The sequence below is a fragment of the Mesorhizobium sp. M0195 genome (assembly GCF_040322115.1).
Taxonomy (GTDB): Bacteria; Pseudomonadota; Alphaproteobacteria; order Rhizobiales; family Rhizobiaceae; genus Mesorhizobium.
In genome coordinates this window covers 111,994-133,310 of the sequence record NZ_JAMYSV010000009.1, presented here as the reverse complement: position 1 = coordinate 133,310, position 21,317 = coordinate 111,994, and the positions used below count along the sequence as shown (strand labels likewise).

Annotated in this window: 24 protein-coding genes and 1 riboswitch; of the genes, 9 read left to right on the top strand and 15 right to left on the bottom strand. The window is 64.1% G+C overall.

The annotated features are described in order from the left end of the window. Positions 1-2: 2 nt before the first annotated feature. A complete protein-coding gene (hisC, locus tag NKJ12_RS19120; protein WP_352704371.1) occupies positions 3-1,112 on the bottom strand; it encodes a histidinol-phosphate transaminase in 1,110 nt (369 codons plus the stop codon). A gap of 138 nt (positions 1,113-1,250) precedes the next feature. Beyond that, positions 1,251-1,328, top strand: a riboswitch (SAM riboswitch). A 95-nt stretch (positions 1,329-1,423) separates the two neighbouring features. Between hisC and metX the strand changes: the two genes are divergently transcribed. Beyond that, positions 1,424-2,593 (top strand): homoserine O-acetyltransferase MetX, encoded by a 1,170-nt coding sequence (gene metX, locus NKJ12_RS19115; RefSeq protein WP_254816640.1) that lies wholly within the window; start codon positions 1,424-1,426, stop codon positions 2,591-2,593. Between the two features lie 115 nt (positions 2,594-2,708). Further along, positions 2,709-3,323: a methionine biosynthesis protein MetW gene (gene metW, locus NKJ12_RS19110; protein WP_254817066.1), complete on the top strand. Its 615-nt coding sequence runs from the start codon at positions 2,709-2,711 to the stop codon at positions 3,321-3,323. Between the two features lie 25 nt (positions 3,324-3,348). On the opposite strand, the gene NKJ12_RS19105 is transcribed toward metW, so the two are convergent. Next, positions 3,349-3,669, bottom strand: coding sequence for a DUF1330 domain-containing protein (locus NKJ12_RS19105; protein WP_352704369.1), 321 nt, complete (start codon positions 3,667-3,669; stop codon positions 3,349-3,351). Between the two features lie 271 nt (positions 3,670-3,940). Here NKJ12_RS19105 and NKJ12_RS19100 point away from each other — a divergent pair, with 271 nt between their 5' ends. Next, positions 3,941-4,687, top strand: coding sequence for an SDR family NAD(P)-dependent oxidoreductase (locus NKJ12_RS19100; protein ID WP_352687379.1), 747 nt, complete (start codon positions 3,941-3,943; stop codon positions 4,685-4,687). A gap of 42 nt (positions 4,688-4,729) precedes the next feature. Continuing rightward, positions 4,730-5,755 (top strand): RNA polymerase subunit sigma-70, encoded by a 1,026-nt coding sequence (locus NKJ12_RS19095; RefSeq protein ID WP_352687377.1) that lies wholly within the window; start codon positions 4,730-4,732, stop codon positions 5,753-5,755. A gap of 18 nt (positions 5,756-5,773) precedes the next feature. Here the strand turns inward: NKJ12_RS19095 and NKJ12_RS19090 are convergent, their stop codons facing one another. From NKJ12_RS19090 to NKJ12_RS19080, 3 genes are all read right to left on the bottom strand, one after another. After that, complete coding sequence (locus NKJ12_RS19090; protein WP_352687375.1) at positions 5,774-6,580, bottom strand: DUF1194 domain-containing protein; 807 nt, start codon at positions 6,578-6,580, stop codon at positions 5,774-5,776. A 76-nt stretch (positions 6,581-6,656) separates the two neighbouring features. Beyond that, positions 6,657-8,489 carry an ABC transporter ATP-binding protein/permease gene (locus tag NKJ12_RS19085; protein ID WP_352704367.1) on the bottom strand — a complete coding sequence of 611 codons (1,833 nt, stop codon included), beginning with the start codon at positions 8,487-8,489 and terminating at the stop codon, positions 6,657-6,659. A gap of 128 nt (positions 8,490-8,617) precedes the next feature. Further along, positions 8,618-9,388 (bottom strand): class I SAM-dependent methyltransferase, encoded by a 771-nt coding sequence (locus NKJ12_RS19080; protein WP_352704365.1) that lies wholly within the window; start codon positions 9,386-9,388, stop codon positions 8,618-8,620. Between the two features lie 98 nt (positions 9,389-9,486). On the opposite strand from NKJ12_RS19080, the gene gloB reads away from it, so the two are divergent. Together gloB and NKJ12_RS19070 are read left to right on the top strand one after the other, a co-directional pair. Further along, the gene (gene gloB / locus NKJ12_RS19075) at positions 9,487-10,254 is read left to right on the top strand and encodes a hydroxyacylglutathione hydrolase (protein ID WP_352471442.1); all 768 of its coding nucleotides are present in this window, start codon (positions 9,487-9,489) and stop codon (positions 10,252-10,254) included. Positions 10,255-10,275: 21 nt separating this feature from the next. Then, complete coding sequence (locus NKJ12_RS19070) at positions 10,276-10,704, top strand: cupin domain-containing protein (protein ID WP_352471443.1); 429 nt, start codon at positions 10,276-10,278, stop codon at positions 10,702-10,704. A 4-nt stretch (positions 10,705-10,708) separates the two neighbouring features. Here NKJ12_RS19070 and NKJ12_RS19065 read toward each other — a convergent pair whose 3' ends face one another. From NKJ12_RS19065 to NKJ12_RS19050, 4 genes are all read right to left on the bottom strand, one after another. Then, a complete protein-coding gene (locus NKJ12_RS19065; protein ID WP_352687366.1) occupies positions 10,709-11,377 on the bottom strand; it encodes a lysoplasmalogenase family protein in 669 nt (222 codons plus the stop codon). Continuing rightward, positions 11,377-12,282, bottom strand: coding sequence for an aromatic amino acid exporter YddG (yddG, locus tag NKJ12_RS19060; protein WP_352687364.1), 906 nt, complete (start codon positions 12,280-12,282; stop codon positions 11,377-11,379). The genes NKJ12_RS19065 and yddG overlap by 1 nt, the downstream gene beginning before the upstream one ends. A gap of 40 nt (positions 12,283-12,322) precedes the next feature. Beyond that, positions 12,323-13,114 carry a DUF3108 domain-containing protein gene (locus NKJ12_RS19055; RefSeq protein WP_352649297.1) on the bottom strand — a complete coding sequence of 264 codons (792 nt, stop codon included), beginning with the start codon at positions 13,112-13,114 and terminating at the stop codon, positions 12,323-12,325. A 62-nt stretch (positions 13,115-13,176) separates the two neighbouring features. Then, positions 13,177-13,404 carry a hypothetical protein gene (locus NKJ12_RS19050; protein ID WP_352687362.1) on the bottom strand — a complete coding sequence of 76 codons (228 nt, stop codon included), beginning with the start codon at positions 13,402-13,404 and terminating at the stop codon, positions 13,177-13,179. Positions 13,405-13,714: 310 nt separating this feature from the next. On the opposite strand from NKJ12_RS19050, the gene rpmB reads away from it, so the two are divergent. The 3 genes from rpmB (at position 13,715) to NKJ12_RS19035 (ending at position 15,504) form a co-directional block, all read left to right on the top strand. After that, entirely contained in the window at positions 13,715-14,011 is a 297-nt protein-coding gene (gene rpmB, locus NKJ12_RS19045; RefSeq protein ID WP_006328411.1) for a 50S ribosomal protein L28, read from the top strand. Positions 14,012-14,093: 82 nt separating this feature from the next. Then, positions 14,094-14,774: a queuosine precursor transporter gene (locus NKJ12_RS19040; RefSeq protein WP_254816630.1), complete on the top strand. Its 681-nt coding sequence runs from the start codon at positions 14,094-14,096 to the stop codon at positions 14,772-14,774. Positions 14,775-14,829: 55 nt separating this feature from the next. Further along, positions 14,830-15,504 (top strand): polyamine aminopropyltransferase, encoded by a 675-nt coding sequence (locus NKJ12_RS19035; RefSeq protein ID WP_352687360.1) that lies wholly within the window; start codon positions 14,830-14,832, stop codon positions 15,502-15,504. 56 nt (positions 15,505-15,560) lie between these two features. On the opposite strand, the gene NKJ12_RS19030 is transcribed toward NKJ12_RS19035, so the two are convergent. The 6 genes from NKJ12_RS19030 to NKJ12_RS19005 form a co-directional block, all read right to left on the bottom strand. After that, positions 15,561-16,046 carry an SRPBCC family protein gene (locus NKJ12_RS19030; RefSeq protein ID WP_352687358.1) on the bottom strand — a complete coding sequence of 162 codons (486 nt, stop codon included), beginning with the start codon at positions 16,044-16,046 and terminating at the stop codon, positions 15,561-15,563. Next, entirely contained in the window at positions 16,043-16,411 is a 369-nt protein-coding gene (locus tag NKJ12_RS19025) for an ArsR/SmtB family transcription factor (RefSeq protein ID WP_352687410.1), read from the bottom strand. The genes NKJ12_RS19030 and NKJ12_RS19025 overlap by 4 nt, the downstream gene beginning before the upstream one ends. A gap of 201 nt (positions 16,412-16,612) precedes the next feature. Next, positions 16,613-17,638, bottom strand: coding sequence for an esterase-like activity of phytase family protein (locus NKJ12_RS19020; protein WP_352687356.1), 1,026 nt, complete (start codon positions 17,636-17,638; stop codon positions 16,613-16,615). Beyond that, positions 17,635-19,533: a cobaltochelatase subunit CobT gene (cobT, locus tag NKJ12_RS19015; protein WP_352505070.1), complete on the bottom strand. Its 1,899-nt coding sequence runs from the start codon at positions 19,531-19,533 to the stop codon at positions 17,635-17,637. The genes NKJ12_RS19020 and cobT overlap by 4 nt, the downstream gene beginning before the upstream one ends. A gap of 11 nt (positions 19,534-19,544) precedes the next feature. Continuing rightward, positions 19,545-20,531: a cobaltochelatase subunit CobS gene (cobS, locus tag NKJ12_RS19010; protein ID WP_352505069.1), complete on the bottom strand. Its 987-nt coding sequence runs from the start codon at positions 20,529-20,531 to the stop codon at positions 19,545-19,547. Between the two features lie 122 nt (positions 20,532-20,653). Further along, positions 20,654-21,283: a J domain-containing protein gene (locus NKJ12_RS19005; protein ID WP_254816626.1), complete on the bottom strand. Its 630-nt coding sequence runs from the start codon at positions 21,281-21,283 to the stop codon at positions 20,654-20,656. Between the last annotated feature and the right edge of the window lie 34 nt (positions 21,284-21,317).

The following is a 21,317-nucleotide window of genomic DNA, read 5'->3' as shown; positions in this document are numbered from 1 at the left end:
TTCTAGCTTTTCAGGAATGTCGCGAGTGCGGCGACAACGCCGCGGTTGGCCTCTTCGGTGCCGATGCTCATGCGCAGCGCGTTCGGAAAGCCGTAGCCGGAAACGCGCCGCAATATGTAGCCGCGCGCACTGAGGTAGTCGTCGGCGGCCGCTGCCGAATGCTTTTTGTCCTCGGGAAAGTGGATGAGGATGAAATTGCCGACGCTCGGCGTCACCCGCAGCCCGAGCCCGCTTAATTGCTCGCTCAGCCAGGCCAGCCAGGTCTCGTTGTGCGCGACGCTGCGTTCGATGTGGGCACGGTCGCGGATCGCCGCGATACCGGCCTCGATAGCAGTCGCATTGACGTTGAAAGGCCCGCGCACGCGGTTGATCGCGTCGATGATATGCGTTGGCGCATACATCCAGCCGATCCGCGCCCCGCCCAGGCCCAATTTAGAGAAAGTGCGGGTCATGACCACGTTTTCCGCGCTGCCCACCAACTCGACGCCGGCTTCATAGTCGTTGCGCCGGACATATTCGGCGTAAGCGGCATCCAGCACCAGAAGCACGTTTCGCGGCAGGCCGGCATGCAGGCGGCGCACCTCCTGGAACGGCACGTAGGTGCCGGTTGGATTGTTGGGATTGGCAAGGAAGATGATCCTGGTACGCGGCGTCACCGCGGCAAGGATTGCATCGACATCGGCGCGTTCATCGGTCTCCTTGACCGTCACCGGGACGGCACCGGCCGATTGTATGTAGATCTTGTAGACCATGAAGCCGTGTTCGGTGATGATCGCTTCGTCGCCGGGTGCGAGGTAGGTCTGCGCCAGCAGGCCCAGAATCTCGTCGGAGCCATTGGAACAGACGATGTTCGCCGGGTTGAGCCCGTGCACCTCGGCGATCGCTTCCCTCAGGCGCCTGGCGCTGCCGTCGGGATAGACCGCGAGCTTGTCGGCGACCGCGCGCGCGGCCTCTATCGCCTTTGGCGAAGGGCCGAGCGGGTTCTCATTTGACGACAATTTATGGACCTTGGCGACACCTTCAGGCGCCGTGCTCTTGCCGGGCACATAGGCTTCGATATCCATGATGCCGGCGCGGGGCCTTGGACGTGTCTGATCCGGTATCTGGCTCATTCCATGAAATCCGTCGAGAGTGCCTCCATCCGGAGGCCGCAGCGGAAATACAAGCCGTGGCCCGGAATGTCGAGGGGCGGTAAATCGGGATCAAGAACTTGCCGTTGACGAAGCCATGCGTCGGTCCTAGAAGAGCAGCGAAAGTTCCGTGGTGATTTGGCCGGTCGGCTTGCAGCCACGTTAAACAACTTGCTAAAGGGCCGCTTGCATCTTGTAACCGGCTTTGCGAAGGCATGGCCGGTTTTTTGTTGCCCTGGCTGGTTGTTGCCCAGACCGGCGGTGGACAACTGAAGGCCGGGCAAGGAGATGTGATGGTCGCTTTGCGCGCGCGAAAAACCAACAACGAGGCCGACCAGCCGTCGAGCCCGGTGTTGCGTTTCGGCGCCGACAAGCCGCTCAAGCTCGACGCCGGCACGCTGCTGTCGCCGTTCCAGATCGCCTACCAGACCTATGGCACGCTCAACGACGAGCGCTCCAACGCGATCCTCGTCTGCCATGCGCTGACCGGCGACCAGCATGTCGCCAACACCAATCCGGTGACCGGCAAGCCGGGCTGGTGGGAAGTGCTGATCGGCCCCGGCAAGATCATCGACACCGATCGTTTCTTCGTCATCTCGTCCAACGTCATCGGCGGCTGTCTCGGCTCCACCGGCCCCGCCTCGACCAATCCCGCCACCGCCAAGCCCTACGGGCTCGACCTGCCGATCATCACCATCCGCGACATGGTGCGCGCGCAGCTGATGCTGGTCGAGCATTTCGGCATCGAACAGCTGTTCAGCGTGCTGGGCGGCTCGATGGGCGGCATGCAGGTGCTGCAATGGGCCTCGAGCTATCCCGAGCGCGTCTTCTCGGCGCTGCCGATCGCCACCGGCGCCCGCCATTCTTCGCAGAACATCGCTTTCCACGAGGTCGGCAGGCAGGCAGTGATGGCCGACCCGGACTGGCATGGCGGCAAATATTTCGAGCACGGCAAGCGGCCGGAAAAGGGGCTGGCGGTGGCGCGCATGGCCGCTCACATCACCTATCTGTCGGAAGCAGCGCTGCACCGCAAGTTCGGCCGCAACCTGCAGGACCGCGAAGCGCTGACCTTCGGCTTCGATGCCGACTTCCAGATCGAGAGCTATCTGCGCCATCAGGGCATGACCTTCGTCGATCGCTTCGATGCCAACTCCTATCTCTACATGACGCGGGCGATGGACTATTTCGATCTCGCCGCCGACCATGGCGGCCGGCTGGCCGATGCGTTCGCCGGCACCAAGACGCGCTTCTGCCTGGTTTCGTTCACCAGCGACTGGCTGTTCCCAACCGAGGAGAGCCGCTCGGTCGTGCACGCGCTGAACGCGGCCGGCGCCTCGGTATCGTTCGTCGAGATCGAAACCGACCGTGGCCACGACGCCTTCCTGCTCGACGAGCCGGAACTGTTCGCCGCCATCAAAGGCTTCATCGCCTCGGCGGCGCGGGCCAGAGGGCTCGGCGCATGACCCCGAAAAGCTGCAGGCTGTTCGGATCAGGATCATGCGCCAGGCATCGGCGCATGACTCCGAAAAGTTGCAGACTTTTCGGATCAGGATCATGCGCCAGGCAGAAGGCGAGCCCATGAGCGTCAACCGCGCCCAGCGCGTCGACCTCGAGGTCGTCGCCGATCTCATCCCGCCGCAGTCGCGGGTGCTGGACGTCGGTTCCGGCGACGGCCTGCTGCTCGAATTGCTGCAGGCGACCAAGAAGGTCGACGGTCGCGGGCTGGAACTGTCGCAGCGCGGCGTCAACGAATGCGTGGCGCGCGGCCTGTCGGTCATCCAGGGCGATGCCGACAAGGATCTCCAATTCTATCCCGATAAGGGCTTCGACTTCGTCGTTTTGTCGCAGACCTTGCAGGCGACCCGCAATCCGAAATTAGTGCTCGACGAACTGCTCAGGATCGGCAACCGCGCCATCGTCTCATTCCCGAATTTCGGCCACTGGCGGGTGCGCTTTTCGCTACTGTTCAACGGCCGCATGCCGGTGACCAAGGACCTGCCCTATTCCTGGTATGACACCCCCAACATCCATTTCTGCACCATTCGCGATTTCGTCAATCTGTGCGACGAGCTTGGCGCGACGGTGGAAAAGGCGACCGCGCTCGACGCCAATGGCCAGCGGATCGGCTTCTCGATGCCGTGGTGGTTCTGGAATTTTTTCGGCCAGCAGGCGGTGTTTCTGCTGAAACGATAAGAGCCAATCGTCCCAGATCGTCCCCTTATTCGAGAACGTCGGTGGCCTTATGCGGGTGCTGGACGCCATCGACCAGGACCACGTCGGACTGAGAATTCTCGGTGCGCAGCGGCAAGATCTCCTGATAGGCGGGCGAGCGGTACCATGCGCGCGCCTGCTGCATGTCTGGAAATTCGATCATGACGAGGTGGCCCGGCCAGGTGTTTTCAACGACTTCCACCTCGCTGCCATGCACGATGAAGCGCCCGCCAAACGGCTCCAGCGTGGCATCGATCTTGTGCAGGTACTCGACGATCTGCGGCCCTGGCGTGACCTGGTGCATATGCGCGACGGCGCAGGCGGTCATGGCTGTCTCCCTGGTGGTCGAAGCCGGACAACCGGCTTGATGGGAGCAGTTTGCCGAGACCTTGCACGCTGGTCGATTACCCCCGAGGTAATGAAACTGAATACAAAACCGACGCGCCTCTGCCGTTGCTGCTCCGAACAGGGCCGTGCGCGAGCCCTGCTGTCACCTGAAAAATATTTCCGCCTGGCACCGATGATTTCCACCCACCTGCGCTGTCCTTATCGATGAGCGCGCCTGGATGGTCCGGCGGCCGGGAGCAGAGAGGTGATCCATGGGATCGTTGCAAGGTCAGAATGTTGTAGTCGTCGGAGGCAGCCGCGGGGTCGGCCGCTCCATCGCGGAGGCCGCCCTCAAGGAGAGAGCGACGGTGCTGGCCGTGGCCCGCGGAAAACAGGCCCTGGCGCAATTTGCCTGGGAGGTCTCGGGCGTGAAGACGCTCGTGGTCGATGCGACGGTGGACTCCGCCCCCGATAAGGTCTTCGCCGCGCTGGAACCGGACGTGCTGGTAATCTGCGCAGGCGCGCTGGCCCCTTCCGCGCCGCTGCACGAACAGAACTGGAAGGCGTTCTCCGCAAATTGGGACACGGACGTCAAGGCATCGTTCCTGTTTTGCCGGGCCGCTCTGCGGCGTCCGCTCAAGCCGGGAACCCGTATCGTTCTGATCTCCAGTGGCGCGGCCTTGACCGGCGGGCCACCCAATACCGGCGGCTATGCCGGCGCAAAACGCATGCAGATGTTCCTGGCCGGTCATAGCCAGAAGGAAGCCGACCGGCTCGGCCTCGGCCTTCGCTTCATGGCGCTCGCGCCGATGCGAATCATGCCGGAAACCGGCGTGGGCAAGGCCGGCGTCGACAGCGTCGCTGCCTATATGGGCATCCAGCCGGCGGACTTCATCGCCGCCATGACCGACATGCAAACCCCGGCCGACGTCGGACGGGCGGTGGTCGCGCTCGCCACCGGCCAGCCGCAAGGCAGTTCCTTCATGGTGAGCGGGAGCGGGCTTGCACCGGCCGCTTGAGGCGCGCGTAATGCAACGCTCACTCGTAACCGCACAGCCCGCATGACAGACGCTCAACCACCTCTGGAACCAGCAGGCCAGCCGATCCTCGATCGGCTGGCCTTCGAGAAGGTCACGGCCGTCCATCGCCGCGAGCTCAAGCTGCATTGCTATCGCATGATGGGTTCGCTGCACGAGGCCGACGACCTCGTCCAGGACACGTTGCTTCGCGCCTGGCGCGCCAGGTCGGAGTTCGACGGGCGGGGTTCGGTTCGCGGTTGGCTCTACATGATCGCGACCAACGCTTGCCTCAACGCCATCAATGCGAGGTCGAGGGCGCGTCGCATTCTCCGGGAACTCGGACGGCCGCCCTCGCACGGGGCGGCCGTAGGCGGGCCCGTAGCCGACATCGCCTGGCTGGAGCCCTACCCCGACGCCGAGCTTCCAGACATTGCCGGCAGCGAGCCAGGTCCGGAAGCCCGTTACGAGAGCCGCGAGGCCGTCCAGCTCGCCTTCGTCGCCGCGATCCAGGATCTGCCGCCCAGGCAGCGCGCCGCGCTGCTGCTTGCCGACGTCCTGGGATGGTCGGCTGTTGAGACGGCGCGTTTGCTGGGTGGATCGACGGCTTCGATCAACAGTGCGTTGCAGCGGGCCCGTGCAACGCTGGCGGCGCGCTATCCTCAGGGACGGCCGGCCAGCCGATCACGACCCAGCCCCGAAGAAGGCCTGCTGCTCGAACGCTACATGCAGGCCTGGCAGGCCGCCAATCTCGACAGCTTGATCGAGCTGCTGCGTGAGGACGCCATCTATACAATGCCGCCTTGGCGCGAATGGTATCAAGGCCGCGAAGCGATCCGCGGTTTCTTCGAGACCGTCTGGCCGAGGTTTGGCGGCTTCCGCACGCTGGCCACCCGGGCCAATGCCCAGCCGGCGGTCGGGGTTTATTCCCGCAGCCACGATGGCCCTGAATGGCGGGCCCATTCCCTGCACGTGTTCGACGCAGCCGAGGGCGGGATCGCTTCCTTGACGATCTTCATAGGACCGCTCGGGCCATCTCTGTTCCCGGCCTTCGGCCTGCCACCAGCCTAACCTGCCCCTGGGCTAGCCTTATCGGTCGAGTTCCGGGAAATATGGGTCCGAGAAAAACCGCCGGTCGCGCTCGCCTTGCAGGCAGTCGATCGGTGTGTCGATGCGGATCGTCCTCGGATCCACCTTGGGATACTCGATGCCGCTGACCTCGAGGATCAGTTTGCGGCGAGTGGCGGTGGCGAATTCGGAAGCAGCATAGATCGGTAGCACGAACGAGCCAGGCCCGCCGGTGACGCATTCGGCATAATACCGGTCGAGATGGCTGAAGGTGGGTGACGGGCTGATCAGGATCGGCAGCCCGTTGATGACGATGCCCTTCGCCAGCGCCGCATCGCGTGCCGTCGTGACCGGCAAGCCGGTGTTGTTTGGGCCGTCGCCCGAGACGTCGATGACGCGACGTTTGCCGGTGAAGGCCGTGCCGTTGAAAAGCTCGACGCCGAAAGCCACTGCGCCGGAAATCGAGGTGCCGCGAAAGCTTCTGAACGGGCGGGCCGCGATCTTGTCGGCGAAAGCGTTGGCGCTCTCCTTGCTGTCGACGACCTGCCAGGCAATGACCGCATCGTCGCGGATGGTGCCGGCCCATTCGAAATAGGCGATGGCGATGCGGCCGGAGGTGCCGGCACGCACGGCGTTGATGAAGTCGGGATGGCGCAGCGCCGCGACATAGCCGGCGCGCTGCAGGGCAAACTCCCTTTCATCCATCGACTGCGAGATGTCGACGGCCAGCACCAGCTCGACATCGACGGCAAGTGCATTGGCCGGCGCGGCCACGGGTGCCGCCGGGGCGCAGGCAAGGCAGGCGAGCAGGGCGAAAGCGTCAAGCATGGCCGATCGGAACGTTCCCATCTGAAACGATCGCGACAGTTTTTCGCCGCGATCGCGGCGAAATAAAGCTTGGTTTCTATTTCTTTCGGCCAGCCGAGGCGATGGCCGGGGGCGGTTCGATGGCCCCTGCCCTGATACGGGCCGGCTTGAGGGCCGGTTGGCCGGCATCCTTGACGATGGTCAACGCCCGCCGGAAGAAGCGGCCATTGTGCTGGCCGCGGCCGATATTGAGGATCGCGGCGTCGGGAATGCGCTTCTCCAGCATCGACAGCACTTGCCTCAGCGTCGGGCCGTCGAACGCGTCCAGCGCCTCGTCGATAATCACCCATTTCGGCCGTCGCAAGGCGAGCCTGGCAAAGGCCAGCAGACGCTGCTCGTCGTCGCTGAGCTCACGCTCCCAGCGCGCCGACCGATCGAGCGAGGACGACAGGCGTTGCAGCCCGACATCGGCCAGCACCTCCGAGATCTCGGCATCGCTCGCCTCCGCCGCGCCGTCTGAATGGTTGAGCACCTCGCGCAGCTTGCCGAGCGGGAAATAGGGGGTACGCGGAACAAAGATCGGCGCTTCTCCGGCCGGCATGCCGATCCGTCCGCTGCCCCATGGCCACAGACCGGCAATGGCCCGGAAGAACAGCGTCTTGCCGGCGCCCGGATCTCCGGTGATCATGACCCGGTCGCCGGCGCGGATTTCGACATGCGGCTCGGCAAGCTTGGTGCATCCCTCCGGCGAGGCGACCTCGAGTTTCTCGAAGGTCAGGCTGCCGTCCGGGTTTTCGCCGAACGAAATGCGCCTTTCCGTATGGTGCAGCGCGTCGGTGTCGCCAAGCGCGATGCGGAAGTCGGCGACCCGCATCAGCGTGGCGCGCCAATCGGCGATGCCGCCGATATTGTTGATGAACCAGCGCAGCGAGGAATGAACCTGGTTGAAAGCGCCGACTGCCATCATCAAGCCGCCAAAGCTGATATCGCCGGCGAAATAGACCGGTGAGGCGACCAGGATCGGCGCAACGACTGTGATCCAGCCGTAGGTGTCGGTAACCCAGGAAAGATTGATCTGGGCGCTGTAGATGCGCCGCATGGCGCCCAGCACCATGCCGAGATCGAATTCGAGCCGGCGTCTGGCATCGGCCTCGCCATGCGCCAGCGCGATGGCATCGACATTCTCGTTGACGCGAACCACCGAGGAGCGCAGCTCCGCTTCACGCGTATAGCGATCGTTGTTGAAGCGGATCAGCGGCCGCCCGACCAACCAGCTCAACCAGGAGGCGGTGCCGGCATAAAGGATCGCCGCCCAGACCATGTAACCGGGTATGGCCAGCGAATGGCTGCCTATGTGGAAGACGAAGCCGGAAGACAGCGACCACAAGACGCCGACGAATGAGGCAAGCAGGATGCAGGACTGCAGCAGGCCGATGCCGAGGCCGGTGGAAAGATCCGAGAGATGCGCGACATCCTGCTGCAGGCGCTGGTCGGGATTGACGCCGATGGCGCCGGCATGGGCCAGCCGGAAGGCGCGCGCCGGCCGCATCCACTCGCCGATCAGATCGAGCGTCAGCGCCTCGCGCAGCTTCAGGCGGATCATCTGGTCGAGCCAGGTCTGGCCCACGTTAAACAGAAGCAGCCCGCCGGCGATGCCGGCAAAGACCAGAAGCTGATGCAGGAAAGCCGGCATGTCGCGCCGCGCAAGCGCGTCGTAGAAAGGCTGGTTCCAGCGATTGAGCAGAACCTGCCCGATCGAGCTCGCCACGATGACGGCGACGATGCCGATCGCTGCCCAAAGCAATTGTTTTCGCACTGGCGAGCTGGTCAGTGCCAATTTGATTGTTGCCAGCTGCTCACGCAGGCTGCTGGCTTCGATCGACGTGGCAAGCTTCTGGGCGCTGGCCTCGACATCCGGACGATCATCCATCGGTTAAATCCTTGCATTCGGAGCAATGCCAAACCGGTCATAGGGATCGGCCGCACGGCCTTCAATCGGACAGCAAACCTGATATCGTCAGATAGGCGTGAACAAGCACGTCTCGGATCACGAACGCGTCATCCTGGCGGTGCCGGGTGTTCGGCCCGCGACAGCCGGCCAAGCGTCGGCGCGCCATGCGGCGAGAGAACCGGCACGAAGACGCGGCGGGACGCGCGCTGGGCAACCGGCACGCCTTGATAGAGCCGCTTCTGCGCCTCGACGACAATAACGCCCGAAAAGATCGGCCAGAAGCGCCGGCCGGCGCGTTCCAGCACATTATGGAACTGCATCATGAAACGTCGCGGCGACGGCGGGAAGAACAGCGCATCGGACCACGCCGCCGGCGTGAAATTCGCTTCGCGCAGCAATTCGGTCAGCTGGCCGCGCGAGAACGGCCGGCCATTGCCGAAAGGTGTATGCTCGAAGCGTGCCCAGACACCGCGCCGGTTGGGCACGACGATGACGACACGGCCGGCCGGCGACAGCACCCGCCAGATCTCGTTCAGCGTCTCGCGTGGGTTCTCGACATGTTCGAGCGAATGGACGAGCAGCATGCGGTCGATGCAGGAATCAACCAGCGGCAGTTCCTCGTCGAAGACCAGGGCGGTCGCCGTCGGCCCGGTCGCCGGCCAGACCACCGCGCCCTGGGTTGCCGGCATGAAGGCAAAGACGCGCTCGGCATCGCTGCCGAAGCGCTCCAGCCACGGCAAGGTGTAGCCGAGGCCGACCAGCCGCTCGTTGGGCACGACGGCCCATATCGAGGACAGCGCCATAGTGATCGAGCGTTCGGTCAGGCGGCCGAGCGTGGTCGAATAAAACGAACGGAGATCGACAATGTCTGAATGCATGCGCGGAACGGTAGCTTCGAAGCAGTCCAAGTTCAACAAAGGCAGATGACATCGGCTGGCAGGCGCCCTATGTCTGCGGCAATAATGGGAGAGATGCGATGCCGGTCGAGATCGAACAATTCATGTGCCGCAGCGACAATTTCGGCGTGCTGGTGCACGACCCGAAAAGCGGCCAGACGGCGCTCATCGATGCGCCCGAGGAGGCGCCCATCCTGGCGGCGATCAAGCGCACCGGCTGGACCCCGACGATGATCCTGACCACTCACCACCATCTCGACCATGTCGAGGCCAATCTGGCGCTGAAGGAGCGTTTCAAGCTGCGCATTGTCGGGCCGGAAGCCGAAAAGGCGAAGATTCCCGGCATCGACGAAACTGTCGAGCAAGGCTCGGTCGTCCATCTCGGCGACGAGCGGATCGAGGTCATCGCCACGCCCGGCCATACCGCCGGCCATGTCACCTATCATCTGCCGGCGTCGAAAGTGGCATTCGCCGCCGACACGCTGTTTGCGCTCGGCTGTGGGCGGCTGCTCGAATGCAAGCCGCCGGTGATGTACGAATCCCTGAAGAAGCTCGCGGCGCTGCCGGCCGAGACGGTCGTCTATTGCGGCCATGAGTATACGCTGGCCAATGCCCGTTTCGCACTCACCGTCGACCCGACCAATTCGGCGCTGAAAGAGCGTGCCGCCAAGGTCGAGGCGCTGCGTGCCGACGGCAAACCGACGCTGCCGACGACGATCGGCGAGGAACTGTCGACCAATCCGTTCCTGCGCTGGCACGATCCGGCGATCCGCAGGCATCTCGGCCTGGAGAAGGCCTCCGACGCCGAAGTGTTCGCCGAGATCCGCAAGCGCAAGGACAATTTCTGAGCGGCGCCAGGAGCTAGGGTCATGACCAGTTCCGCCGAAATCATCGCCCTGCTCGGCCTGAAGCCGCATCCGGAAGGCGGCTGGTATGCCGAGACCTTTCGCGACGGCGCGGCAGGCACGCGCGGCCATTCGACGGCGATCTATTTCCTCCTCGACAAGGACCAATTGTCGGCCTGGCACCGGGTCAGGGACGCGGCGGAGGTCTGGCACTTCTATGACGGCGCGCCGCTGGCGCTATCGATACACCGAGAAGGCGGTCCCGTCATCGAGGAGATCCTCGGTACGGCGCTTGCCGCGGGCGAGCGGCCGCAGATCGTCGTGCCGGCAGGCTGGTGGCAGTCGGCGCGCAGCCTCGGCGAATGGACCCTGGTCGGCTGCACCGTGGCGCCGGGTTTCGATTTCTCCGCCTTCGAACTCGCCGAACCAGGCTGGCTGCCGGGAACCCCATAGGCACCTAGCCCAGCAGGAAACCCAGCGTGATCGCCAGCTGGCCGACGTAATACAGCGCCCATGCCGCATGGCGCACCCAAATGCGGTGCGGCGAGATGGCGGGCAGCAGGAACTTTTCCGCGGCATGCAGCCCGTCGGACAGGATGAGCAGGACGATGCCGCCAACGACCCCGACGCTGTTCAGGGTGAGCGCCGCAATGCCCATGGCAAGCAGTGCCGCGGCATGCACGCCAATCGGCAAACGCAAGGCGGGGCCGACGCGGCGCCGGAGCGCGAAAACCATCGCCAACACCAACACGGCCATCGCCAGCACGATCGCTGCTCGCCACGGCTCGGCCAAAAGCAGCCCGAGGCCGCCGCCGGCACGCAGGAACAGCACGACGTAAAGCACGTGCGCGGCAAGAAAACTGGTTGCGCCGCCAAGAAATGCCTTCTCGCCGTCGCGCGACAGGAGGGCGTCGCCGACGGCGCTGACGCCGAGTGCGGCGACGAGCAGCCATGGACCGCCCTGCTGCACGACCAGCACCGCAAGCATCGCCACCGCCAACGTCCTTGCCGCCGACCGCGAAAGGCGCGGCGGCATGCCGAGGCTGAACGCGTAAATCACCGCCGCCGCCAGCGAAAACACCAGCGTCGCATTGGCATTGGCATCGATGCCGCCGGGAAACGGCATCAAGCGTTTGCCTCGCTCGTAGCCCTCTTGCGCAGGAACAGCGATTTCGCCGCGAGTGCCGCGCCGCCGGTGATCAGCACGCAGGCGGCGAGGATGCGCCATGACGGCTGGGCGAAGCCGGCGGCGATCAGCACCAGGGTGGACAGCAGCGGCGCGGCATAGCTCGCCGCCCCCAGCACCTGGATGTTGCCGCGCTTGACGCCGATGTCCCAGGCATAGAACGCCGCCCCCACCGGCATCAGACCGAGGCCGAGCACGGCCAGCCACTGGCCGGCGCCGGCGGGCAGCACCGTCTGTTCAAGCAATAGGTGGCAGACCAGCGAAAGGACCGCGGTGGCGGCGCAGAACCAGGTAACGATGCTGGTCGGCACCGACGGGAAGCGCCGCGACAACAGCGAATAGGACGACCACAGCACCGCACAGACGCCGGCCATGGCGTAGCCGAAGGCATAACGCGCGTCGAAGGCAAGCCCGCCACCTTTGGTGACGATCAGGACCGTGCCGGCAAGGCCGAGCAGCGCGCCGGCGACGTGATTCCAGGCCAGCCGCTCGCCCGGCATCAGCGCCGACCCCAGCACGATCAGCAGCGGCCACAGATAGGCGATCAGGCTGGCCTCGACGGCCGGCGCATTGCGCAGCGCGGTGAAGTAGAAGAAGTGGTAGCCGAACAGGCCGGCAATGCCGATCACCCAGACTTTGCGTGGTATTTCGACCTGGCGCGGTATCTTCGCGGCCCCGTCGGCTGCCGGCATGAACAGCCGGGCAAACAGCCCGACGCAAGTGCCGATCGTAAAGGTGATTGCCGAAAGCAGGAACGGCGGCACGGCGCCCGAAGCATCCGTAAGCAGCGCCAGCAGCGCCCACATGGCGACCGCGGAGAAGCCGATCAGTGTTGCGCGCGCCATACCCGTCGCCCCGTGCCCCGTTGGCGGCGCACCATCACGCCTATTCGTTTGCTTCGAACCGCTCCGCGCTGATCGTCAACGGACCGATTTGCGTGCTGACCGTGGCGCGGATCGGCGCATATACGCCGCTTTGGCCGACTGGTGCAAACGTCACCATGATGCGGCTGCGTTTCTTCAGGTAGTTCAGCGCTTTGCGGTTCTTGCGGTAACCGGCCACCGGCTCGAAGCCCAGCCTGCAAGTGACCGTATCGCCCTTGTAGCCGGCCACCGAAATCGACCCTTTGGACTCGTAGGTCAATTTGAGATCGGCCCGCATTTCGCCGTCATAGAGCTTCACCGTGCGCCCGCAGACCTGGTCGAGGCTGTCGGCATGGATGACGGTCGCGGCCATGGGGTCGAGGACCGATACGAGATCGCTGCCGGCCAGCGGTATCCAGTTGTTGGGATTGCGCTTCTTCGGCTCAGGCACGACCTTGGTCGAGGTGACGACGCCGTTGGCAAACCGGATGTCGATCATCGATGCCTTCTTGCCGGAGGTGTAGTCGGCGTGGAACGCTTGCGGCTGCAACCGCTTGCCCGAAATCTTGCCCTTCGACGAGATCGTACCTCGCGTATCGTCGAACAAAGTGGCGAGGCCGGCAGCGGAGACGCTGCCCTCGATCGAATAGGTGTCGCCCTCGTAATGGCTGGAGAATTTCGCTTTGGCCACGGAAAGGCCGAGGAACGATACCGAATACTCGCCCGTGAAGGATTGCGGCTCAGCGGCCGAAACCGTCGTCGACAGCGCGACGGCCATCAGCACGACCAGGGCATGGAGGAAAGAACGAGGCATGGCGGGTCCTTGGTTGTCGACCGGACGGGCGGCTCCGGTCTGGCATGTCCCTGTGCGACCGCTTATAGGCTGAATTCCGGCCTTAATGTGAAAGGCGGCGTCGGCAGGGAACGCTGGGGAGGGTCCAGGGCCAGAAAAAAACCCGCCTCGGCGGGCGGGTCGTCGGTGCGAATCAGCACCATACCTAAATTAGTAGCATAGCTGCCGGCACAAAGCAAGAACAAAATGCGGCCATCGACGAATTTGCGGATCTGCCTCGGCCCGGATGAGGGAAAGGGTTGCGGCTTCACTCCGGCTTGGGCTCCTCGCCCCACGAAAGTGGGGAGAGCGCAACCATCATGCGGTGGGCGAGGAACCCAGGTCTTGAGAGAACTGCGGGACAGCAATATCTCCTCCAGAAGAGGGCGATCAGCAGCTTCACTGACGACACCTACTCCGAAAGTGCGATTCCCCATCCCCGAAGCAACCCCCAAGCTTGACGCCTCGGCGAAATGCAACTATGGAACGCCAACTTTTTCCATGAGGCCGCCTGACCGAAACCGCGCGCCACCCGGCGCGGGTCGAATGTTTGGCCAGGACCGAGAACCGAAGGTTAGTATCATGTCCCGCACTTGCGAACTCACTGCCAAGGCAGTCATGTCCGGCAACAATGTGAGCCACGCCAACAACAAGACCAAGCGTCGCTTCCTGCCCAATCTCGTCAATGTGACGCTGATCTCGGAAGCGCTGAACCAGAATGTGCGCCTGCGCATTTCGGCCAACGCGCTGCGTTCGGTCGAGCATCGCGGCGGTCTCGATGCCTTCCTGGCCAAGGCCGATGCCAAGGAATTGTCGCAGCGCGCCCGCCTGTTGAAGAAGCAGATCGCCAAGAAGCTCGCCGAACAGCCGGCCGCCTGAGTTTTTCGGCGGCAGCCGCCTTCCAGGGCGTGACCCGGGTTCCGGATCGCGTTCCGCTGGTTCCATTACCCAGGATAAAAAAATGATCTTCCTCTCGCGGTACCTGCCCTTCGTGGCGGCCATGGCGCTCGTCGTCGTGGCCTCGAACATCCTCGTGCAGTTCCCGATGCAGGGTGCTATCGGCGGATTGTCGTTGGCCGACATCCTGACCTGGGGCGCCTTCACCTATCCGTTCTCATTCCTGGTCACCGATCTCGCCAATCGCCGTTATGGGCCGGCGGTGGCGCGCAGGATCGTCTTTATCGGCTTCATGACAGCGGTGATCTGCTCGATCGTCATCCCGCCGCTGCTGTTTCGCCACGGCCTGATCGAATTCGAGACCGCCGCCGACCGGCTGGTGCGCATTGCCGCGGCCTCGGGCGCCGCCTTCCTCACCGCGCAGTTGCTCGACGTCACCGTGTTCAACCGGTTGCGCCGGCAGAGTTGGTGGCGCGCGCCGATTGTCGGCACGCTGGTCGGCTCTGTCTTCGACACGGTGGTGTTTTTCACCGTCGCCTTTGCGGCGGCTTTCGCCTTCGCCGGACCGAACGACGGCTTTGCGTTGGAAACCGCGCCGCTGATGGGTGTGTTGCCGGTCGAGACGATGCGCTGGGTATCCTGGGCGCTCGGCGATCTCAGCGTCAAGCTGGTCATAGCGGTGGTGGCGCTGATCCCCTACCGGCTGCTTGCCGCCCGCTGGAGCCAGCCGGCACTGGCAGCATGATCCCGAAAAGTGGGAACCGGTTTTCGGACAAGATCATGCTCAAAGACTATCGAGCATGATCCCCTGGCTTCAACTGGACTCGGCAAAAACGCCTGACGGCGGACAGGAACTCCGCCTGAAGCGGCGCGGCGGCGAATTCTCGATCATGCTTGGCCCGAACGAGCTGATGAACAGCCGGCTCAGCGGTTCCGAAGAGGCGCTTGCGAAACTGTCCTGCCAAAGGATTGCCGGCCGCCGGACCCCAAACATCCTGATCGGCGGCCTCGGCATGGGCTTTACCTTGCGCGCGGCGCTGGCCGAGCTCGGCGACGGTGCGCAGGTCGCCGTTGCCGAACTGGTGCCGGCAGTCGTGATTTGGGCGCGCGGCCCGATGGCCGAGGTTTTCGACGGCTGCCTTGATGACCGGCGCGTCAGCATTCGCGAGGCCGATGTCGGTCAGCTCATCCGTTCGGAAGCATCGACCTGGGACGCGATCCTGCTCGATGTCGACAATGGCCCCGAGGGCATCGTCTACAAGGCCAACGATGCGCTCTACAGCGCAGCCGGCCTGATCAGCGCGAGAGCAGCTCTCAAGCCCGGCGGTGTGCTGGCGGTCTGGTCGCAGGGCCCTGACGCAGGTTTCACCCGAAGGCTCAAGCAGGGCGGCTTCACGGTCGAGGAGGTCAAGGTGCGGGCTCACGGCAAGCGCGGCGCCCGGCACATCGTCTGGCTCGCGACCAAGGGGCAATAGGCCACCTCGCAATCCGGGCGGGCCTTGTGGTCACCGCCCGCCACGCCGACGAACCTCTACTTCGCCTTCTGAAGCTCGGCGGCGAGCGCCTGCAGCAGCCCGCGTGTGCCCTCCTCGCGCCCTTGCGCTGAATCGACGCCATCGAAGAACGCACCCTGTTCGGTATAGGTCAGGCGGGTGCCCTCGCCGGAAGGTGCAAGCTCGACCGTGGTGAGCGACGCCGACAGCGGCTGCGCCCCGACCGCCATCCGGTATGAAAATACGATGCGCCGGTCAGGGACGATGTCCTGGAACTGCGCATCGAGCCTGATCTCCGGGCCGCCCTGGTAGCTGAACCGCGAAACCTCGCCACCGCCGACACGGAAATCGAAGGTGAATTCGGCGATGGTGAACCCGTCGCCTTCGACGCGCCAGCGCCGCACCGTCGCCTTGTCGGCAAAGGCGAAGAAGACGCTCTCGGGCGATTGCGGATAGGTCCGCTCGATCGTGAAGGTCGAATGGATGACGGAGTGCTCGTCGTTAACCGGGGCAATCTGGTTCATTTCTTGTCGTCCTTTTCCTGCTCGTGGAGTGTTGCTTTCGGTTGGTCAGTCTCCGCCAGGATCTGGCCGAGACGGTCGAGCTGGCGTTCGGCGGGCGTACGGCGCGCGGCGATCCAGTCGGCGAGCGGGGCTAGCCCGCCGGGCTCGATCCGGCAGGTGCGCACGCGTCCGACCTTCTCGCTGCGGATCAGCCCGCACGCTTCCAGCGCCTGGAGGTGCTGGAGCACGGCGGCGAAGGTCATGCCGAACGGCTCCGCCAACTGGCTGACGGTGGCCGGCCCGCGGCTCAGCCTTTCCAGGATTGCCCGGCGCGTCGGCTCGGCAAGAGCCCGCAGGATGCTGTCGATCTCGGAATACTTAAGCATGGACTTGAGTATTTCGCCGATGACACCAACTGTCAAGTCACGACTAAAGTATTTTTGCAAATGGTGAGAGCCGGCTGGAAAACCCGCGACGCGGGTCATTGCCAGAGAAAATCGCCAGGGGAAATTGCAAGGGAAATTGCCTGCGCTGCAAAACGGCGCGGAAACGCCAGCGATGCTGTCAGCCAGCAGGCCGGTCGCGCGTCAATCCTCGTGCAGCACAAATTCCAGGTAAAGATTGCGCTGCAGGATCGAGTGGTTGTCATCGGACATCAGCGACACGATCAGCGCGCCATCGTCGCGGGTCCAGACGTCGAGCGCTTCCATGTTGTCGATCTGGTAGCCCATGTCGGCTTCGAGCAGCACCGGCCCGTCGGCGACGGCGCCCTTCTCGACGCCTTCGCCATAGATGCGCCGCAGCCGCATCTTGACGCCGCCGGCCATCGAAAAACTGCGCTCCAGAAGCAACAGGTCGCCGTCCGGCAGGAAGGCGCCGTCGGTGATGTCGAAATCGCCATTGCGCTTGACGGTGAAGACGCCCTTGTGCGGCCCTTCGATGATCGCGGCAAAGATGTTGCCGGCCTTGTCGAGGCTCTTTTCCGACACCACGACCAGTCCGCCCGCGTGCTGCCCGTTGGGACTGGCGCGGGTGACGGTCTCAAAGCCGCGATTGCGGCGAAGTTCCCAGGCTGGGATCAGGAAGTCCAATTGCCTGAACGGCACCTTCATGCCGTCCGGATCGATCTTGAACTCTGCGATACGGTGATCGCCCTCGAAACCGACCGTGGCAATACCGTCCTTGACCGCGAGGCCTTCGGCATCGACCGCCCATTTCTCGTCGATCGACTGGCCGGCCGCATCGACCATCTGCTGCATGCGAAAATTCTGGATGCCGGAAGGCCGCTTCTCGGCATCGTGGACGAGGGTGCCGAAGAACCAGAAGCCGGTGTCGGCAACGCCGATGAAATCGCTGCCGGGCTTGAGGAACCGAAGCGCCGAGAGCGCGCCGAAATCGCGCGTCGACGAGGTCATTTCGAGCCCGCCGACGAATTCGAGCGGCCCGAACTGTTTGTCCGGCCGGCCGATATGGAATTCGCTGATCGGCCGTGCCGAGATTTCGGCCGGCTCGACCGAGGCCAGGCCGGCAGCGATAGCCGGCGCCAAACTGATGCCTAACAACGCACTGGCGGCCAAAAGCTTCTGCCAAAAGCCGCCGCGGGAAAAAATCATCCGGCGCGCCGCATGCCGCCGCGCCGCGTGTCCCGCACGGTTTCCTCGGCGAACAGCGAGGCCAGCTGCTCGGTCATGGCGCCGGCCAGTTCTTCGGCATCGACGATGGTGACGGCGCGGCGATAGTAGCGGGTGACGTCGTGGCCGATGCCGATGGCCAAAAGCTCGACAGGCGAGCGCGTCTCGATGAGCTCGATGATGGCGCGCAGATGCCGCTCGAGATAATTGCCCGGATTGACCGACAGCGTCGAATCGTCGACCGGCGCCCCGTCCGAGATCATCATCAGGATCTTGCGCTGCTCCGGCCGCGCGATCAGCCGGTTGTGCGCCCACAGCAGCGCCTCGCCGTCGATGTTTTCCTTGAGCAGGCCCTCGCGCATCATCAGCCCGAGATTGCGGCGCGCCCGCCGCCACGGGTGGTCGGCGGATTTGTAGATGATGTGGCGCAGATCGTTGAGCCGGCCGGGGTTCGGCGGTTTGCCTTCCTTCAGCCATTTCTCGCGCGCCTGCCCGCCCTTCCAGGCGCGGGTGGTGAAGCCGAGGATTTCGACCGAGACGCCGCAGCGTTCCAGCGTGCGCGCCAGGATGTCGGCGCAGGTCGCGGCGACCGTGATCGGCCGGCCGCGCATCGAACCCGAATTGTCGAGCACCAGCGACACCACCGTGTCGCGGAATTTGGTATCGCGCTCCTGCTTGAAGGACAGAGGCTGCATCGGGTCGATGACGACGCGCACCAGCCGTGCCGGATCGAGATAGCCTTCTTCGAGGTCGAAATCCCAGGAGCGGTTCTGCTGCGCCATCAGGCGGCGCTGCAGCCGGTTGGCCAGCCGCCCGACGACGCCGGAAAGGTTGGCGAGCTGCTTGTCGAGGAAGGCGCGCAGTCGGTCGAGCTCCTCCTCCTCGCACAGTTCCTCCGCACCAACGGTCTCGTCGAAGGCCGTGGTGAAGACCTTGTAGTCGATCTCTTTCGGCAGATTGGTGAAGGGATTGTCGTTGCGGCGCGCCTCGCCGGGCGTCTCCGCATCGGCGTCGTCATCGTCGGAGAGATCCTCGGCGGTGGCGTCGGAGGCTTCCGTCTCGGCCGATTGCTCGTCGTCCGACGATGCCTCGGTATCCTCGGACTGCGACTGCTCGGAGCCCGAATCGTCTTCGCCGCCCTCCTCGCTCTGCTCCTCGCCTTGCGGCTGGTTTTCGTCGTTGTCCTCGGAGTCTTCCGTCTCCTGGTCGTCGCCGAGCTCCTCCGCCATTTCCATGGAGGCGAGCATCTCGCGCACGACGCGGGCGAACGCCTGCTGGTCGTCGAGCTTTGCCGACAGCCCGTCCAGATCGGCACTGGCTTTTTCCTCGACCCAGGGGCGCCAGAGATCGACCAGCCGTTCGCCGCTCTTCGGCACAGTGCGGCCGGTCAGCTTTTCGCGCACCATCAGCGCCAGCGCCTCCTCGATCGGCGCGTCGGCCTTGTCCTTGACGTCGGCGAGGTTGGCCCTGGCGTATTTGTCCTCGAGCATCGAGCCGATATTGTCGGCAACGCCCTGCATGGCGCGGCTGCCGATCGCCTCGACCCGGGCCTGCTCGACCGCGTCGTAGATGGCGCGGGCCTGTTTGCCTTCCGGCGCCAGCCTGGTGTGGATGCGCGTATCATGGCAGGCGCGCTTCAGCGCCATGGAATCGCCGAGCCCGCGGGTAATGGCGATATCCGCCTTCGATGCCTTCTTCGGCAGTTCGGGCAGCCGGGCGCGACTGCCGGCCAGCGCCGGCCGGTCCTTGGCGAAACCGACCTCGAGATCCTTGTCGCCGGCGATGGCGCGCATGCAGACGGTAACCGCGCGCTTGAAGCTGTCGGCCTCAGCGCCGGTCTTGGATTTGTTTCGTGTGTTGTCGCCCGGACCCGCCATCGAGACTCTGCTTAGCCCAGCACCACATTCGCCGCCGATTCCGGCAAATCTTCGCCGAAGGCGCGCTGGTAGAACTCGGCGACCAGCGAGCGTTCCAGCTCGTCGCATTTATTGAGGAAGGTCAGCCGGAACGCCATGCCGATATTGCCGAAGATTTCGGCATTCTCGGCCCAGGTGATAACCGTGCGCGGGCTCATAACCGTCGACAAATCGCCGTTGATGAAGGCCGAGCGCGTCATGTCGGCGACACGAACCATCTTGTTGACGATCTCCTTGCCCTTGCCGTCGCGATAATGCTTGGCCTTGGCCAGCACGATGTTCACTTCATTGTCGTGCGGCAAATAGTTCAGCGTAGTGACGATCGACCAGCGGTCCATCTGCGCCTGGTTGATCTGCTGGGTGCCGTGGTAGAGGCCTGTGGTGTCGCCGAGCCCGACCGTATTCGCGGTCGAAAACAGCCGGAAGGCCGGATGCGGGCGGATAACCCGGCTCTGGTCGAGCAGCGTCAGCCGGCCCGACGATTCCAGCACGCGCTGGATGACGAACATCACGTCCGGGCGGCCGGCATCGTACTCGTCGAAGCACAGCGCGACATTGTGCTGATAGGCCCAGGGCAGGATGCCGTCGCGGAATTCGGTGATCTGCAGCCCTTCCTTGACGACGATGGCATCCTTGCCGACGAGATCGATACGGCTGACATGGCTGTCGAGGTTGACACGCACGCAAGGCCAGTTGAGGCGGGCGGCGACCTGCTCGATATGCGTCGACTTGCCGGTGCCGTGATAGCCCGACACCATGACGCGGCGGTTATAGGCAAAGCCGGCGAGGATCGCCATCGTCGTGTTCTTGTCGAACAGGTAGTCCGGATCGATGTCGGGCACATGCTCGCTCGTCACCGAATAGGCCGGCACCACCATCTTGGAGTCGAAGCCGAATGTCTCCTTCACCGACACCGTGGTGTCGGGCAGGTTGGCGATGTCGCGATCGACCTTGTTCATCTCTATCACGTCTCCACAAGCGAAACGCCGCGTTTCGCTGGCAATCGATTTTGTTCGGGGGCGGTCTTAGAGCCTTTTCCAACCCTATGAAAGTTGGAAAGCGACACGAACCGTAAGGTCGCTCAGCACAAACCTGCCTGCTTGAGCACGCGATACGCCTGGAGCACATCGCGGAACCGGTCTTCCGAACCTCTGTCGCCGCCATTCGCATCCGGATGGTGGCGTTTCACAAGTTCCTTATAGCGCGCCTTGATATCCTTGCCACTTGCCTTTGTATCAAGGCCAAGCGTTTCCAGTGCCTTGGCCTCAAGCGGCTTGGCCTTGCGCTCGCGTGCTTCGCGCGGGTCCTTCGGGCCTTTGAACAGGTCGAAGGGATCGCGCATGCGATTGTAGTAGCCGGCACGGCCGGAACGCGCCTGGGCGAAGTCGGGCGAGGAGCGTGTCGAGGCGCCGTTGACGCCCATTTTCCAGGTCGGCCGGTGGCCGGTCATGGCTTCCTTCTGGAAGCGCGCGATCTCGGTATCCGGAACGCCCGAGAAATAATTGAAGCCCTTGTTGTACTCGCGCACATGGTCGAAGCAGAACTGGAAATACTCGCCTTCCTTCATCCGCCCGACCGGCGCGCGGTGGGTACCGGCCTCCTTGCAGCCATCCCATTGGCAGATCGGCGAACGCGACTTCAGCTCCGCGTCCTTCTCCGGGCGGATGCGAATCTTCTCGAAATATTTTGGGTACGGCTTCATCTCACCCATTTATGGGCCGTTCGCGGATGCGAAACAAGAATTG